Consider the following 17,146-nt stretch of genomic DNA (forward strand, 5'->3'; position numbering starts at 1 on the left):
CAGGACGGGGTGAAACAACAGGGCTTTTACAAGGGCCGGGAGGCCCTTGTTCCCAAAGGGCGGCCAGCAGAAAACGCGGGGAACAGGCAATTTCCCGTGGTTTGGAGGAAAAGCTGCCCTGGGAATGAAGACCTCCCGGCCTTCATCAACACCCGCTTTCCATGGGCTTCAAGCTTGAGCTTTCCGTCCAACCGGGCTCGCCCGGTTTCCCGGCCTTTATCACCCGCTTTTTCCGAACTGAAGTGGAGATTCCCTCTGGATTACCTCGTCACTTTCAATCTCAGGAACCGGCGCTCGGGACCGCTTTCTTCCACCGTCACCGTATCACGGAATTCACCGTTCGTGTTGTTCGGAGCAACAGTTCCTTCATCCGTCCAGACCTTCAGGTCGGAAGAACTCTCCACGCTGAAGGTCACATCGGTCGCCTCCGGGTTTACCGGCCAGGAAAGAAGCAGGTATTTTTTCCCCCCGTCCTCCTGAATGGTCAGCTTCGTCACGCTTCCGCACGGTTTGTTGGGGTCCAGGCCCGTAGCATATTTCATCAGGTTGGTGATGCCGTCTCCGGCCGGGCAGGCGTCAGGCGCCGTTTGGTCTCCCGGCGCTCCTTCCCCGAAATGATCCTGGGTCCATTTATCGTATCCGGTCGGGGCGGGTTTTCCCGACTGGTTCAGCGTGAACGTCCTCTCTTCTCCATCGCACAGAATGGTCACCAGGGCCGTCCGCTCCGTTTGCTGCCCGTTAGCCTCCACCGCAATATCCAGCACGGCAGTCCCAGCACCGGAAGAGGGAGTCACCGTAACCCAGGGCTGGTCACAGGAAACCGTCCAGGGAAGCTGCGTCTGAACCGTCAGTGTCGTGGTGGTGGCGGCAAATCCCACCGTTTCTTCCGTCTTGTCGATATTGACGGGATTGACGTATTCATAGGAAAAGGCGCTGGCGGGAATATCCTGCTTTTCAATGCCCGCTTCCTTGCTCTCCCAGCGCATGGAAAGAGAGGAAGCGCCGGTTTTCCCTACATAGCCAATCCGGATGGGATGGATCCCCGCGGTAAGCTTCACCGGCTGCTTCGCATCGGGGGAAACATCGCTGGAAACGCCTTCCCGGGCGTTGGATGCCACCTCATTTCCGGAAATATAGACATAATCCGCATCAATCAGCTGCATGTCATGCAGGTGGACAAACGCCTTGGAGCCCGTATTGGAATCCGTCTGAAGATAGAATGTGTATTCCCCCGTGACCGGAACTTTAAGGTAGCCTGTAAGTTCCACGCCTTTTTCGCCGGAAAAGCCCGCATTCACATCCAGGACATCCAACGTTTTAGTAGTTCCCGTGGCGGCGGGGGCTTCTTCCATCTGGCGGAAATCCGGCACCCAGCCAAACCCGCGTTTCCAGGCGCGCCAGCGCAGCCCTCCCTCCTTCAGTCCGGATAACGCGGCTACCGGCTGGATATAACCGGAATCAAAATTCGTGACTGCCGTAGGAGAGGGACGGCGCATGCGAAGGGCCTGGGCCTTCATTCTTTCCTGAAGATCCGGGCGGGAAGAAGCTAGGTTGCGGGCTTCCTGGGGATCGTTCTTCGTATCATAGATTTCAAAATCCGTTCCGGGGTCGGCATCGTCCACGCGCACTCCCTTGAACCCGTCCACAAAGACAATTTGCTGCTGGGTACGTCCCCTTCCCCTGTGTGCAACCAGAAAATCGCCATTATTGGAAGGAGTGCTGCCGCCAGGCTGGGAATATTCCGCATAAATCACTCCGTTTCTCTGGCGATCCGGAACTCCCGCCAGCGTGGGCAGCAGGGAAACGCCGTCACAACGGGACGGAACGGGAACACCCGCCGCATCCGCGAAGGTGGCCATCCAGTCATGGAACTGGCAGGCGTGGAGGCTGATGCCGTTGGAAGGAATTTTCCCGGGCCAGCGCACCACCGTGGGAACGCGCATGCCGCCTTCCCAGCAGTCGCGCTTGATGCCGTCCATCATGCCGTAGCTCTTGAAATAGGAAGGGTTCTGGGCCCCGTTGTTGTAGTTGCCGGAACCGCCTTCATTATGGGGACCGTTGTCGGAAGTGAAGACGATCATCGTATTATCGTCAATGTTCAGATCCTTCAACAGCTGGATCACGTCCTTGATGACGTCGTCCACCCGGCGGATCATGGTGGCGTGGCGCCCTTCCGTAACTCCGAATTGCGTATGTTCCGGATAAACATAGCCATCTATCTGGAAAGTGGTCTCCTCGCCGGTCTTGTCAACGGTGAAAGGAACGCTCCCCACTCCGGACCAGCCGGCAGCCCCCGTATTACTGGCGGCATACCCGTCCTTTTCCTCCCATTGCAGCCCTCCGGTTTTCCCAAGACCGGCCGGATAGGGGCAGGCGGGAGCGGACAGGCAGCCGTGAGGGGCGGGAAAGGCCAGGTACAGAAAGAAAGGCTGGTTGGGAGTTTTTCCATGATGGTCCATGATCCACTTTTTGGCCCGTGCCCCGAACAGGTCCGTATCATACGCGGAGGCGGGAATCTTCCCGCTGATATCGGTCCATGTCTTCTCTCCCTGGTCATCATATTCAAAGACTTCCTGCTTCCCGTCCTTCAGATAATGAAAGTGGCCGGACAAATGCTTGATGATACCGTAAAAATAATCAAATCCCCGCATATGGGGGGCGGCAGTCAGCGCCTTAGGGCTCTGCCCCGCTCCGCCTATGCCCCATTTGCCGATGGCCGCGGTGTGATACCCGGCCTCTTTCAGCAGGCTTCCCAGCGTATGGGAGTTTTCAATGGGGTAGTCGAATGTGTTGTTGCGCACCACGCGGGAATGCCCCTGGTGCACGCCCAGCAGCAGGGAGGCGCGGGCGGGGGCGCAAACCGGAGCGGCGCTGTAATGGCGGCGCAGCTGCATGCCTTCCGCGGCCATGGTATCCAGGGTAGGCGTTTTGAAGCTGTTGCTACGGGTAACCTCGCGTCCATTCTTGTCCTGCTGCGTCCAGTTGACGCTCAAATCCCCCCAGCCCATATCATCCACCAGCACAAAGATGATGTTGGGCTTGGAACCGGAAATGCCGGCCGGCATCTCCGGCTTGACGGCCACATCCGTTTGGAGCGTCAGTAATTTGGAGCCTTCGTCATAGTTCCATGAAACCGCCCCCTTCGGCAATTCTTTCACGGTGATGGAAGCGGTCATCTCCGGCTTGAACTGCACGCCCAGCGTATGCCTGCCCGGCCATGAGGCAATGAAATCCTCAAAAGAGGAATCAAACAGAACGACGTATTCCCGTGCCTGCTGGGAGGGGTTTTCCGGCTGTACGGCTGCGTTTTGCGGCACTCCGTCCAGGGTGCTCACATGGGCACGCCCCAGCGTCAGGGCAGAACTGGGAAGGGAAATATCCCCATCCACGGCAAGACTGCTGCCCGGCGTATGCGTGATCGTTCCAGGGAACGCGCCGCTGCCACCCAGCGTGCAGTTTCCCTGCACCACCAGGTCCACCGCCGGAATTTCTCCGTCAAAGTGAATGGAAGAATTATTCAGCGTAATCGTTACGTTTTCGCCTACACTCCGGATTTCCCCGGCCTGCATATGCCGGTTCGTATAAGTCACCCGGGCGTCATCCAGAATCGTCTGGTTCAGCGCCCCGTTACCACCGGTAATGCCGGAGGCGCCGGAAAGCGTCACGTCCCCGTCCACTCCCGCATCCGTCAGATCCAGCGTGGCGTCTTCCAGGGCAAAGGACGTTCCCGTCCCGATGCTCCATTGACCGGACGCCTTCGCCGTGGTTTCGGAAAAAGTCACGGCCGCGTTTTCCCGCGTCACCAGGGATCCCCCGTACAGGAGCATGCCTTCCAGGCGGCCGACGTCCTCCACCGTAATCGTATGTTCCATGCCGTGATCCGTTAGATCCAGAGTGGGCGCTCCTTTCCCGGCACTCATGACAAAGCCGATGTTTTTGGAAATATTGTTCAGCAGCATTCCTTTTCCAATGCGCACGGCTCCGGAGCCCGTCAGCGTCACGCGATAGGGAACCTCTTTTTCCGTATCCAGGGAATATGCCCCGTCACTGGGAGCTGGACTGTCCCGTCCCACATAAAAGCTACGGCCTTCAGCCACATGCCACTCCTGGTCCGCGGCCACGCGCAGCCGGGCAATACCGAAGTCCGTATTGTAGCCGCCCATACTCGCGTTTTCCACGGTGATGCCGCCGTCCGCCACGCGCAAATGCGCGGTGGAACCGGAATTCAACACGAAAAGCTGGAGCCCCCCTCCCGACGGACTGCCGATCCCCTCCACCCGTATCCCCTTCAGGTACCGGCCTCCGGCAAGACCGCCTATATTGGTCTTTCCTACTGAATTCTTGTCCGTAAGCATCCAGTGCGTGTAGGCGGAAACCGCCGCACCGGGGGCGGCTGACGGCTGAGCCCCGTTCACGCTCCAATTATCTTCTTTTGTCCAGTCAGTCGAGGAACCTTTCCAGACGTAATTCACCTCCTGACCTTTTAACGGATTCAAAAATAACAGTGAGGACACCAGAACGGGGAACAAACGCAGCAGGAACATAATGATGGTAAAGAAAGGTGAGGTGAATCAAAAAAACACTTCTATATCAAGAGAAAAAGCCGCTCTTCGGGAGTGAATCCACAGAGCGGCTTGGAGAGATCAAATATCGGCGGGAGCACTGAGAATCAGGCTCTACGGCGGCGCATCATCAGCGCGGCCAATCCCAGCAGCCCCAGGGATGTCGTGGCAGGTTCCGGAACCATCAATTCACCGTTAATCTGGATGCCGGTGAGACCGGCAAAACAACCGGAGCTATAAGCGCTGTTCTTGGAGGCGGTGATGGTGATGATCAGATTATCACCCGCTCCCAGCACAAGATTATCATAATTATAGCTGCCGGTCCGGATGCCCTCCCATGTCCCACTGCCATTCGTTGACGTAGCTCCGTTATAAGTCAGCATCTGGTCTGCCTGACCGCTTATGGCAAGGGTCAGATTAATAGGTTTGTTTGTATTCCCGTCACTATTGCCGCCTATCCAGCCTGCATCCGCGGGCATGTTAACAACGCCATTTCCCGCCCCATGCTGAGGCTCGCCGCCGCTTGTGAATCCGATCATGGACAAATCAATGGAAGAAATGGACATATTCTGGCCACTCGTATTGGTGAAGGTGAAGGAAACGCTCCATGTATTATTATCCGCATTCCCGACATTCGCGTTGGGAGAAAATACGGTCGCGGGAATGGAACCATTCCCAAGCAGATCATTTCCAGTAGTACTCTTGTGAAAATCCCCGGTACTGATCGAAGTGGAGGAAGTGAGGCCGACGTCGGATACCGTATTCACGGTGACGGTATCCAAGGAGGTTCCTGTCCGGTTAAATGTAGTGGAACACAGCACCGCGGCCTGTGAAACCGCCGTTCCAAAAGACAGGGAGGCAATGAGTATTAATGTTTTCTTCATAACTAGGGGGGATGTTGAATGGAAACAACCCTTATTCCCTAGCGGATTGCCAATCCGAAGTCAACAATAAATGATCAAAAAGAAATGTTTAGATAGAAAACGGCATGGGTCCATTTTTAAAAAGTCATTTCCTATCCGGAAAATTTAATCCGATGCAACGCATAGAATGTCTGCAACCAATACAATAAGTAAGGCCCATCGAATTTCTTTTCGGATTGGCAATCCGTTCCGTATTTTTGCTCTTTCACTTATGGCTTACCAGAATGGGGGAGAATAGTTAAGTTCTCCGGATAGAACGCAAAAACCGCTCTTTAGGCCGAATCCACAGGGCTGCTTGATATTGAATAACTACGGACTTCCGGAAAATCAGGCTCTGCGACGGCGCATCATCAAAACAGCCAGCCCCAGCAGCCCCAAAGAAGCCGTGGCCGGTTCAGGAACCTGAAGTGCTCCCTGGAATTCCATGGACTTGATGCCGAAAAAAGAACCGTCTGTCTGAGTAGCCTTATCGACAAGAACGGAAAAATTCAGCGTATCTCCGGCTCCCATCTCTATCGGTTGGCTAAAAGTCAAAGTCACCGGAGTTCCGGTTGATCCGTTGCCTCCCGGAATCGTAGCAGTAGCGTCCACCATCTGTCCGCCGATGTTCAACGTCAAAGAAAAATCTTTCGGTGCGCTTTGTACCTTGCCTTCCCCGGAAAAAGAAATCATGGTCATCGTGACGGAAGTGATGGAGCATGTCTGGGCGCCTCCATTGGTAAAGATCATTCCAGCAGTCCATGACCCGCCGGCATTCGTTTGTACATTGACATCAGGAGTGAACAGGGAGGAATTCTGTCCCAAGGCCCCAATTGTCTTCAAAGAACAATCGGATTCCGCTCCACCGTTGTGCAGGGTCTTCTTCAGGGAATCAACGGTTCCCGTGATGCCGGACATCTCTCCCGTGTTGGTGAGCGTTACATCCGTCGCGGTGGATTGAGCCGCATTTCCGAAAGTAGTTGTCCACAAGGTAGCAGCCTGGGCAGACAACGAACAGGAAGCCAGAGAGGCAATAAGTATTAATGTTTTCTTCATAAATAAGAGTGAGGTGGTGGTGGATGGAAATTACTTTCCCCCTTTACCGGATTTGGAATCCGTGATCAGTAAAAGCCGCCATCAAGTAGGCCTATTCATAGGGAATATAAGGGTAATAGGGGCAATAGGGGAATTTTGCCAACCCTTGTTATTCCTGTTATCCTTATATGCCCTATTATCCCTAACCAACTTTTCCGCAGATTTTTTTCGTTGACTTCGGATTCCAAATCCGTTCTACGCTTTTTCCCGCCTCATATAACGGCTTGCCAGAAGCCCGGATAACAGCTAAGTTCCACGAACGACCTGCCTGCCCACACAGAAGGCCGGGCGTTTTTCCAACATGAACGGTTACTGCTATTTCATCCTGGGGATATTGTTCCTGACGGCCGGTTATTTCACCTACGGGCGCGTGCTGGAGCGGATCTTCCGTCCGGACAACGCCCGGCCCACACCCGCTGTGGCCTGCACGGACGGCGTGGATTACGTGGTCATGCCCCGCTGGCGCGTTTTCCTGATCCAGCTGCTGAACATTGCGGGGCTGGGTCCCATCTTCGGGGCCGTGATGGGCGTGCTGTACGGTCCCGCAGCGCTGCTGTGGATCGTGTTCGGCTGTATTTTCGGCGGAATGGTGCACGACTATTTTTCCGGCATGATTTCCCTGCGCCACCAGGGTGAAAACCTGCCGGAAATCCTGGGCCGCTACCTGGGCAGCCAGGCCCAGTGGATCAGCCGCGCCGCGTGCATCGTATTCAGCGTGCTGGTGGGCGTCGTCTTCGCCGTGGGACCGGCCGCCATCCTGGCCCCCATGACGGGCTGGAGCATTTCCTCCTGGGTGTGGATCATCTTCGGCTATTATTTTCTGGCTACCATCCTCCCTATCCAGGCTATCATGGGCAAGGTATACCCCTTCTTTTCCATAGCCCTGATCATCATGGTGGTCGGCATTCTGGGCGTGATGCTCCTGATGCCCCTGGCGGATTTCATGCCGTACTGGATGCACATTCCCCGCATGGAAGTGCTCCCGGACCTGGATTTCTTCCGGAACCGCCACCCGGCGGACTTTCCCCTCTTCCCCGTGATGTTCATCACGATTGCCTGCGGAGCCGTGAGCGGCTTCCACGCCACCCAGTCCCCGCTCATGGCGCGCTGCCTGAAAACGGAGGGTGAAGGACTGCCCGTGTTCGGGGGCGCCATGATTACGGAAGGGATCATCGCCTTTATCTGGGCCGCCGCCGCGCTGACTTTCTACGGCTCTCCGGAAGCCCTGGGAATGGCTACTGCCAACGGCAAAACCCCTGCCCTGGCCATTCAGATGATTTCCGAATCCTGGATGGGGCACGCCGGATCCATTCTGGTCATGATAGGCGTCGTCATCCTTCCCATCAGCACGGGGGACGGCGCCCTGCGGGTAACGCGCCTCATGATCGCAGACTGCTTCAAGCTGAACCAGGAACAATTGAGCCGCCGCCTGATGATCGCCATTCCTCTTTTTGCCGTGGCCATTGCCGTCAGCAGCATGGACTACGCCATCATCTGGCAATACTTCGGCTGGGCCAACCAGCTCCTGGCCGCCGCCACGCTCTGGGCCGTCTCCGTCTACCTGCGCAGCAAAAACCGCTGTTACTGGACGGCAGCCGTTCCTGCCGCCTTCCTGAGCCTGGTTGTGCTCCAGTACCTGTTTTCCAGCCCGGAAATGTGCGGCTTCAGCTATGAGGCCTCCCTGATCGCCAGCGTCTTGCTGGTGGCCGTCATCGGCGTGCTCTGCCTGTTCCGTGCTTCCGGAATGGAGGAAGTGGAAGAGTCCAACCCGTAATTTCATGAATCATCCCCCCCATACGCCCGGACACGCCGGAAAGGTTCCCTGGGGAGCCTTCTGGCGGCTTGTCCTGATCCAGGCGCAGAATTCCTTTAACGAAAAGGGAGCTCAATTCCTGCTGATTCCCCTGGGCGTCTGGCTGTACGGCACGCAGGGAGACCTGGAATACCCGCTGGGGGCGATCATCGTGCTTCCCTTCATCCTGTTCTCCCCGTTCGTGGGCTGGCTCTCCGACCGTTTCTGCAAGGCGCGCATCATCCAATCCATGGCCCTGCTTCAAATCTGCGTGCTGGGGGGCATGTACTGGAGCCTGCGTACCCACAACCTGCACGGGGCCATCCTGTGGTTCTGCGTCTTTGCGGTGCAGGCCACCATCTTCAGCCCGTCCAAGAAGGGCATTGTCAAGGACATCGTAGGCACTTCCCGCATGGGTTTTGCCAGCGGCATCGTGGAAATGGCCTCCATCCTCAGCCTGCTCATCGGCCAGATTGGCGTTTTCCTGTGGTTCCGCTACCTGCTGGAACCTTCCACGGACACCATCTGGCACCACTGGCTGGGGGATGGATTCTTCCAGTGGTTTGACACATGGCTGAAACCTTCCGGCCTCAATGACGGCTGGTATGCCGCCTCCTTCCCGTGCCTGGTGTTCCTGCTTCTGGCCATTCCGGTGGCCATTTCCAGTTTCTACCTGCCGCGGTATGCTCCGGAGGGCTTCCGGCCCTTTTCCTGGTCCCTGTTTTACGAACACTTCCACCAGCTGGGCAAGATGTGGAACAACCGTAACCTGCGCGTCAGTGAAATGGGCATCGGCTACTTCTGGTTCTTCGGCGGCACGATCATGCTGATGACCATCCAGATGGCCAAGGAAATCTCCGGCGGCAGTGACGATTTCAGTTCCGTGGGCGCCATGCTGATGGCCTGGATGAGCGGAGGAACGGTGCTGGGGGGCATCCTTGCCTCCATGATATGCCGCCGCCACATCCGGATGAACGTCTCCGTGACGGGAGGCGCGCTGATGGCAGTGTGCTGCGTAGCCCTGTCCACGGTCTCCATGACCTCCCACCTCTTTTATGCCCTGCTGATGGCAGCGGGCATTTCCGCCGCCCTGTTCCTGGTGCCGCTGAACGCTTTTTTCCAGGACCGGGCGGACAATGACAAGCGCGGGGACATGATTGCCGCCGGAAACCTGGTGGACTGCGCGCTGGGGCTGCTGGCCGTCGGGTTCCAATACGCCATGATGCTGGTCATTCCCCCGTCCTGGCAATTCGTCGTGATGGGAGTCTTGAGCCTGGGCATGACCTGGTTGATCTTCCGGTTTTCCCGCGTAACAGGGCGGATCAATTAAAATCACCGGGTCCTTCGGGCAACGATAGGGAAAAACACCAAGGACACCATGGATTTACCGGAACCTGGTAAGGGAAACCGGATAAAGATCCTGCTGGATGAAGCGCGAAGCATGAGATTCGCAAGGTGCGCCCGTGAGGATAACAAGGGACGGCGAAAATTTGAACAAAATATAAATCAAGTGCCTCCAGGAGAAAGGCTCCGATAGAGGGCAAGGGCCGGGAGGCCCTTGTTCCCAGGAGACTGACAAGAAAAAAGCCGCTTCGTGACTACCCCCCGGAAAAACACTGCCGACGCCCGGGAATGAGGGGCTCCCGCCCATCATGGCTGCGGATCACGCGCAATCTTTCATCCTTCTCCCGGCATCATTCCCTGCCCGGGCTGACGTAACTTGATTCTTGATAAAGGAGGGGAAAAAATTGAACGAAATACAAAACAAGATCTTCCAGGAGAAAGACTCCGATAGAGAGCAAGGGCCGGGAGGCCCTTGTTCCCAGAAGGCTGATGAGAAAAAAGCCGCTTCACGGCTACCCCCCTCGGAAATGCGCTGCCGGCACCTGGGAATGAGGGGCTCCCGCCCCTCATGGCTGCGGATCACGGACAACTTTCCCTCCTGAACGAGCATTCCCCCCTTCTAAATTTTCACGTCCACTGCGGGTTACCGCCGATTTTGCCGCGGCCTCCTGCGAGGGCGCGCGATTTACTTGCAAACCCGCTTTTATTCCGGCAACATAGGGGGGAAACAAGAAGCCATGAAAAAGTACCTTACCCTTCTGTTGTGCTCCCTGTGCGCCCTCGCGGGCTTCTCCGCCTCTGCGGACTCCACCGCCAGCCTCAAGGACGTCAATATCGTCATCTCCACCACCAAGGGAGACATTGAACTGGCCCTTTATCCCTCCAAGGCGCCTGTCACCGTAGCCAATTTCCTGAATCTCATCAACAGGGGCTACTACAAGGGAATTACCTTCCACCGCGTGATTCCGGATTTCATGATCCAGGGCGGCGACCCCACCGGCACGGGCATGGGAGGCCCCGGCTACAGCTTTGAAGACGAGTTTTCCCCGGCCCTCAAGCATGACGGCCCCGGCGTGCTTTCCATGGCGAACGCCGGCCCCGGCACCAACGGCTCCCAGTTCTTCATCACCCACGTCGCCACGCCCCATCTGGACGGCCGCCATACGATCTTCGGCAAGGTGCTGAAAGGGCAGAACGTGGTCAATTCCATCGTGCGGGGAGACAAAATCAAGGACATCCGCATTCTGGACAAGGCCGCCGCGGACGCCGTGCTGAAAGCGGAAGCCGCCCGCGTAGCCCAGTGGAACAAAACGCTGGACGCCGCCAAATAAACCAGGCCCCCCGGAACACCCATCGGCATGAATATTCTCAGGCGGTTCATCGACCAGGTTTTCACTCCCCCGGAAGTGGAAGCCACGCCGGAGAACATCGCCAAATGGGAAAAAAGAGCTCCCGGATGGGTCATCCATTGCAACCGCTGCGGCATGGAGGAACCCTTCGGGAAATACAGCATCCTTTACAAATCGGCCGGCCGGAAAAGGAACTTTGGCCGGTGCCCGCGCTGCCGCCATTGGTCATGGCTCGTCATTTCCAAAAAGGCAGATTAACATCATCCCCTCCTGATCATTTCAACAACGACAGGAATCCATCCATCAACCAACCATTCATTTTATGAAAACACTCATTAAAAACGCACGCATTATCTCTCCCGGCATTGACCTGCCCGGGGCTGCCGTAACAATCGAAGGCAAGACCATCACTGCCGTCTATCCCGCAGGAAGCGAACTCCCCGCCGCTGACAAGGTAGTGGACGCGGAAGGCAAGATGCTCCTTCCCGGCTTTATTGACATCCACAGCCACGGCGCCGGCGGCTGCGACACCTGCGACGCCAAGCTGGAAAGCCTCCGCACCATTGCGGAATGCAAGATGAAGGAAGGCGTCACCTCCTGGCTGCCGACCACCCTCACCCTGTCCCCCAAGGTACTGGAAGACGTGTGCGCCTCCGTGGCGGAATACATGAAGAACCAGGAATTCGCCAAGACGCCCGGCGTTCACCTGGAAGGGCCGTTCATCAATCCCAAGTGCTGCGGCGCGCAGAATCCCGCCTTTGTCCGCCAGCCGGATTATGATGAAGTAGCCAACCTGAATTCCATTGCCAAAGTACTGCTGGTCTCCCTGGCTCCGGAAATGCCCGGCGCTGTGGAATTCATTGAAAAAGCCACGGCCAGCGGCATCCGCTGCTCCGCCGGGCACAGCGCCGCCACTCATGCGGACTTTAACAAGGCAAAATCCGCAGGGCTCGTGCACCTGACCCACTACTGCAACCAGATGTCCCCCCTGCACCACCGTGAAATCGGCCTGGTGGGTTCCGGCCTGCTGGACAGGGAAATCAAGATTGAAATCATCTGCGACACCATCCACCTCTGCGCGGACATGCTGAAAACCGTATTCAAGAACAAGGAGACGGACCAGATGATGATGATTACGGACTCCCTGGCCTGCTCCTGGATGCCGGACGGCCCCGGGGACCTGGGCGGCCTGCCCATCATCGTGAAGGACGGCGTGGCTCGCCTTCAGGAATCCGGCGCTCTGGCCGGCAGCACCCTCAAATACGCCCACGGCCTGAAAAACGTGCACCGCCTGACCGGCAAGCCCCTCAGCGACCTGGTGAAGGCCACCTCCTGGAACCAGGCGCAATCCCTGGGCCTGGAAGGCCTGGGCAAGATTGCCCCCGGCTTCACTGCGGACATGGTTCTGCTGGACGATGATTTCAACACCGCCAAGGTGTTCATCGACGGCGTGGAAAAATACAGCGCGTAACCGCGCACCCGCGCGCCGGAGAGGATGGAACCCTCCGGCGCGCCGCCCTCTTCTTACCGTACTCCAACGTTCAATATTTACCTCCATGGCTATTACCATTGAAATGCCCCGCCTGTCTGACTCCATGCATGAAGGCATCGTCCTGAGATGGGTCAAAAAGATAGGAGAATTCGTGGAAGTGGGCGACCATCTGGCCGACATTGAAACGGACAAGGCCCATGTGGAACTCCAGGCATGCGAGGATGGAACCCTGATGGAAATCCTGGTGCCGGAAGGCGGCTCCGCCGCCGTGGGGGCGCCCATTGCGCTGCTTCAGTCGGAATTCGGCGCAGCATCCTGTGACTGCCCCCCGTGCCCCGGGGTCAAGTGCAGTCCGCTGGCCGCCAGGCTGGCTGCGGAAGCCGGACTGAACCCCGGCAGCCTGACAGGCACCGGTCCCCGTGGAAAAATCATGGCCGCGGACGTGCGCGCCGCCATCCGCTCCGCAGACGGTCCCGCCCGCCGGGTGCAGACCCCGCTGGCCCCCAGGGACACGCGCCACGCCACACGGGTAGACAACTTTTACCTGTATTCGCTGGAAGCGAACATGGCTTATCTGGCCGCCATCAGCACGCCCATCGCAGTCCAGTGTGAAAAACTCATCGGCGGCCGCTACAGCCTCTTTGACTACGTGGTGCGTGCTGCAGTGAAAGCGTGCCTCAGTGAACCGGAATGGCTGGCCGGGAGTCCCGCCGCAGAACTCCTGATGGTGCTGGACAAGGGGGAAAAGTATGTCTTTATTGAAAATGCCTCCGACAAGACGATTTACAACATCGCCATGGAACGGCTGGCCGCTCGCGCGGAAGGACCGCCCCCGGCGGGCAGCATCACGCCCAACATCCTGCTCTGCGACAGCCGCGTGAATGTGGAAGCCCAGCGTTCCGTGCTCCCGGAAATGCCCCACAGCATTATCAGCATCGGCGGCACGTCGCCGAAGACGGGCATTGAGGCGGGACGCCCCGTCTCCAAGCTCATCCTGCCCGTCACCCTGTACGTGAACGCCAACATTCTGCCGGAAAGCAAGGCGTCCAAAATCGCCGCCGAATTCAAAACTCTTCTGGAAAATCCGGTGCTGCTCCTCCTGTAGAAGCTCCCTCCGCTTTCACCGTTTTCCTTGAACGCTCCCTTCCGTTTCCCTGTCTCATCAAGCATGAAAAAAGTCGCCATTCTCGCCGCCCCCGGATTTGAGGAAATCGAGCTCATCGCCCCGCTGGACATTTTGCGCCGCCTGAACATGGACGTGCTCCTCGCAGGCGTTCAGTCTGACAAGGTAACCAGCGCCCATGACGTGGCCGTCAGCACGGACACCATGCTGGACAAGCTCCATGCCGACAAGCTGGACGCCCTGATCCTGCCCGGCGGCGCTGGCGCCTGGGTGCTCCGGGACACGCCGGAAGTCATCCATCTGGTCAAAAAAATGCATGCCTCAGGCAAACTGGTGGCCGCCATCTGCGCCGCCCCCATCGTTCTGGCGAAAGCCGGACTGGTGAAGGACAGGAACGTTACGGCCTACCCGGCCCAGGACGTTTACCGGGAACTGAACGAAGCCGGAGCCCACATCGTGAAGGATGAAAACGTGGTGCTGGACGGCAACATGCTCACCGCCAACGGCCCCGGAGCCGCCATGCTCTTCGGCTACTCCATCGGGGAATACCTGGGAGAAGACCTCCAGGTGGCCCAGCTCAAGGAGCAGATGTGCTACATGGGAGTATAGGTTCCGCAAAAAATGTTCCACCATCCCGGACAGGCCGTCCGGAGCGCCACCCGTAGAGCTGTCATCCGTACAGATAACCTTCCCTATCCTTCTGTAAGATCCAGACAGGCAAATTCTCCGTACGGACCTCCATATGGGGTTCTGCTTTCATAACATGGAAGAATGATGAATACAGCCTCATGAAGAGCGGGACAATAACGCCCTGAGCCTGTAATAACGCCCTCTCCTTCCGCGGCACCGTGACATCAGAGCGTGGTAAAGGCGAGTGAAGGGACCATCCTTGATCAAATCTTCTCCCAGAAGATGGCAAAAGGCGCAGTCCCACCGATCCAAGCCGCACTTGTCCAGAGGAATATCCGCCTCCTGCAGCCATTTCCTGTAACGGCTGCTCAATTCGTCTCTCTTCTCGGCATCCAAGTGAAAGAACTCTTCCCTGGGGGAGCAGACATAAGCCAGGAATCCGTCCTTCATCGCATACGCCAGCCAACCCTTTCTGACGGCCTCCTCCCAGCATCCGAGTTCCTTCCAGCGGGCCGTTATATATTCCAGCCTTTCCATGCGCAAGGCGCCATCTCCATCCCATAGATCAGTGAGAGACCCAGCTCTTTTCCTGCGGTAAAAATACAACTGGTCGGAAATGACAGCCAGCCGGGAGGCCTTTGGAAGAAACTCCATCCAGAAAACGTAATCTTCTCCCGCGGGAAACTCCAATCTCACGCGCAACCCGTAATGTTGAAGGACCTCTCGTCGATACACCTTGTTACATAATTCAGCCCTCATCCGGCGCCATACGGGATTCCCGTTAAAACGGGCATTTCCGGAATCCGGTTCAAAACCTTCTTCCGGAACGTATCTGCCTTCCTCCGTCACTGATCCGCCTTCCTCGGAAAAGAAAACGTAGCCACAGGCCACGACCTCCGCATCATGCCGCCGCGCGGTTTCCACCAGCCGGGCATACATGGAGGCATCCACATAATCATCCGGATCCACAAAGCCGATATATTCCCCGCCCGCTACGGCCATCCCTGCATTACGGGCGGAAGAGACCCCTCCGTTTCCCTGGTCGATCACCCGGATACGGGCATCCTTTTCAGCCCACCCGCGCAGCACAGCCAACGTGCCATCCGTAGAACCGTCATTAACGCAAATAATTTCAATATCCCTTAGCGTCTGGTTCACCAGGCTGTTCATGCAGGTATCCACATATGGAGCCACGTTATAACAGGGAACAATAATGGAAACAGTATCATTCATAGAGAAGCCAGTTTTTTCAGATGTTCGCCGGAAGAACCGGAAAATCCCGCGCCGTTCCTTCTCCGCATTCTAATGAAAATCGGCATGACCGCAATGGCAAATCCCCGTCACAGGCACTAGCAGACAGTACCATGCTCATAAGAAGCATGCAGGAACCTCCTTGCCCCCCTGCATGGGAAAAAGCAAACCGTGAGCGGAAACAAAAAAAGCATCAGCTTATCCCCGCCGTATTCCCGGAATCAACCCTGCACTTCGGTAGATGTCTCAAAAACGGGAGGGCCCGAAAATTTTTGATATTGTGTTCTACAGGAAATTCATCAAGTATCCGGGACGGACTCTGCCCCCCGCCTTTCCCATCATCAGGAAAAACTTATCCGGAAAGCCGGATGCCTGTGACCTCTTCCAGATGTTGAAATAAAATTAGCCATGCACATCCTAATATCTCTGATCCGTTTTCTGACCATGTGGATTCCCTTCCGCTCTCCCCGGAAAAAGCTGCGCACTTTTCTAATGGATTATGTGTCCGACTATGACAAGGAGGCACGCCGGAGTGAAAAGGCATGGCGCAGGCACGAGGTAGCGGAACGTACCGTGCTCGTTTTTGAACCCAACGACTGCCATGGAGAAGTTATTTCCGGTTTTTGTGCCCTTTTACTCTCCATGGGGTACCGTGTGGATGTGCTCATGCACCATTCCCTGGGCAGCCAATTCCCCCTGTGCCGCACCGGGAATGAAGGAATACGCGCCTTTACCATCATGAAAACCTTATGGCCACGCCTTTACAGGGAAGAGGTCCTGAACCGCTATGAAGCCATTATTTTTACATCCTCCCTCTTTTATACAAAGCCGGGGATGCCTTCCGCCCTTGATGTAACAGGCTTGAGGAACCGCCGCAACCTTCTGATCGTGGAACACGAATTGAAGGACATTGAACGATTGAAGGAAGAAATGTTCGAACAGGAAGGCAGGCTGCTGACACTGGGCACCTTCCACAAGGGCATCATGGTCAATCCCCACTCGTTCGGGCAAATTTCCATCACCATCCGTAACCCGAAACCCGAATTTATTACCGTAGGCGCACTCTCCGCGGAAAGGAAAAACCACGGCCTGCTGTTTGAAGCCCTTACGGAGCTTTACCATGCTGGCTTTAAGGACTTTTCCGTCACCATCGTGGGAGAAGGAGAAATGGGAGAAATACCGGAACATTTGCGCCCCTTCCTGAACATCACCGGAAAACTTGACTTTCCTTCCATGTTCGCGGCCATGGAACGGGCAGATTATTTCCTTCCCCTGCTGGATCCCACCAATCCGGCTCACGAACGCTACATTTCCACCGGTGTCACAGGATCAGCCCAGCTCATCTATGGATTCGCGAAAATTCCGCTCATCCATGAAAAATTTGCCTCTTTCTACAGATTCGATGCTCAAAATGCCCTTCTCTACGGCAAGGAGGGACTCGGCAACGCCATGCGCCGCGCCATCACGCAAACGAACGCAGAATACGCCGCGATGCAGCAGAATCTCCTCCTTCTGAACAGACAAATAGACGAACAATCCCAGGCCAACCTGGAACGGGCCCTGGACGGCTGCCGCACCGGTTGGCATCCAACTTCCACAGATTGAT

12 protein-coding genes are annotated in these 17,146 nt (G+C 56.6%); 8 read left to right on the forward strand and 4 right to left on the reverse strand.

Features of this window, described 5'->3' with window-relative positions; genetic code table 11:
- Window positions 1–260 precede the first annotated feature (260 nt).
- The 3 genes from LIO64_RS00190 to LIO64_RS00200 form a co-directional block, all read right to left on the reverse strand.
- Window positions 261–4,544, reverse strand: a complete 4,284-nt coding sequence (locus LIO64_RS00190; protein WP_290547437.1) for a sulfatase-like hydrolase/transferase — start codon at window positions 4,542–4,544, stop codon at window positions 261–263.
- Between the two features lie 125 nt (window positions 4,545–4,669).
- A complete protein-coding gene (locus LIO64_RS00195; protein ID WP_290547438.1) occupies window positions 4,670–5,446 on the reverse strand; it encodes a PEP-CTERM sorting domain-containing protein in 777 nt (258 codons plus the stop codon).
- 366 nt (window positions 5,447–5,812) lie between these two features.
- Window positions 5,813–6,520 carry a PEP-CTERM sorting domain-containing protein gene (locus tag LIO64_RS00200; RefSeq protein ID WP_290547439.1) on the reverse strand — a complete coding sequence of 236 codons (708 nt, stop codon included), beginning with the start codon at window positions 6,518–6,520 and terminating at the stop codon, window positions 5,813–5,815.
- Window positions 6,521–6,860: 340 nt separating this feature from the next.
- Between LIO64_RS00200 and LIO64_RS00205 the strand changes: the two genes are divergently transcribed.
- From LIO64_RS00205 to LIO64_RS00235, 7 genes are all read left to right on the forward strand, one after another.
- Window positions 6,861–8,333 carry a carbon starvation CstA family protein gene (locus LIO64_RS00205; protein WP_290547440.1) on the forward strand — a complete coding sequence of 491 codons (1,473 nt, stop codon included), beginning with the start codon at window positions 6,861–6,863 and terminating at the stop codon, window positions 8,331–8,333.
- Between the two features lie 4 nt (window positions 8,334–8,337).
- Entirely contained in the window at window positions 8,338–9,681 is a 1,344-nt protein-coding gene (locus LIO64_RS00210; protein WP_290547441.1) for an MFS transporter, read from the forward strand.
- 751 nt (window positions 9,682–10,432) lie between these two features.
- Window positions 10,433–11,026, forward strand: a complete 594-nt coding sequence (locus LIO64_RS00215) for a peptidylprolyl isomerase (RefSeq protein ID WP_290547442.1) — start codon at window positions 10,433–10,435, stop codon at window positions 11,024–11,026.
- 27 nt (window positions 11,027–11,053) lie between these two features.
- Window positions 11,054–11,302: a hypothetical protein gene (locus LIO64_RS00220; protein WP_290547443.1), complete on the forward strand. Its 249-nt coding sequence runs from the start codon at window positions 11,054–11,056 to the stop codon at window positions 11,300–11,302.
- Between the two features lie 64 nt (window positions 11,303–11,366).
- Window positions 11,367–12,515, forward strand: coding sequence for an N-acetylglucosamine-6-phosphate deacetylase (nagA, locus tag LIO64_RS00225; protein ID WP_290547444.1), 1,149 nt, complete (start codon window positions 11,367–11,369; stop codon window positions 12,513–12,515).
- 85 nt (window positions 12,516–12,600) lie between these two features.
- Window positions 12,601–13,641: a biotin/lipoyl-containing protein gene (locus LIO64_RS00230; protein WP_290547445.1), complete on the forward strand. Its 1,041-nt coding sequence runs from the start codon at window positions 12,601–12,603 to the stop codon at window positions 13,639–13,641.
- A 63-nt stretch (window positions 13,642–13,704) separates the two neighbouring features.
- Window positions 13,705–14,268, forward strand: a complete 564-nt coding sequence (locus LIO64_RS00235) for a DJ-1 family glyoxalase III (protein ID WP_290547446.1) — start codon at window positions 13,705–13,707, stop codon at window positions 14,266–14,268.
- Between the two features lie 177 nt (window positions 14,269–14,445).
- On the opposite strand, the gene LIO64_RS00240 is transcribed toward LIO64_RS00235, so the two are convergent.
- Window positions 14,446–15,522 carry a glycosyltransferase gene (locus tag LIO64_RS00240; protein ID WP_290547447.1) on the reverse strand — a complete coding sequence of 359 codons (1,077 nt, stop codon included), beginning with the start codon at window positions 15,520–15,522 and terminating at the stop codon, window positions 14,446–14,448.
- 426 nt (window positions 15,523–15,948) lie between these two features.
- Here LIO64_RS00240 and LIO64_RS00245 point away from each other — a divergent pair, with 426 nt between their 5' ends.
- Entirely contained in the window at window positions 15,949–17,145 is a 1,197-nt protein-coding gene (locus LIO64_RS00245; RefSeq protein WP_290547448.1) for a hypothetical protein, read from the forward strand.
- Window position 17,146 lies beyond the last annotated feature (1 nt).

Origin of the sequence: Akkermansia sp. (genome assembly GCF_020860705.1) — a bacterium.
Lineage (GTDB): Bacteria > Verrucomicrobiota > Verrucomicrobiia > Verrucomicrobiales > Akkermansiaceae > Akkermansia.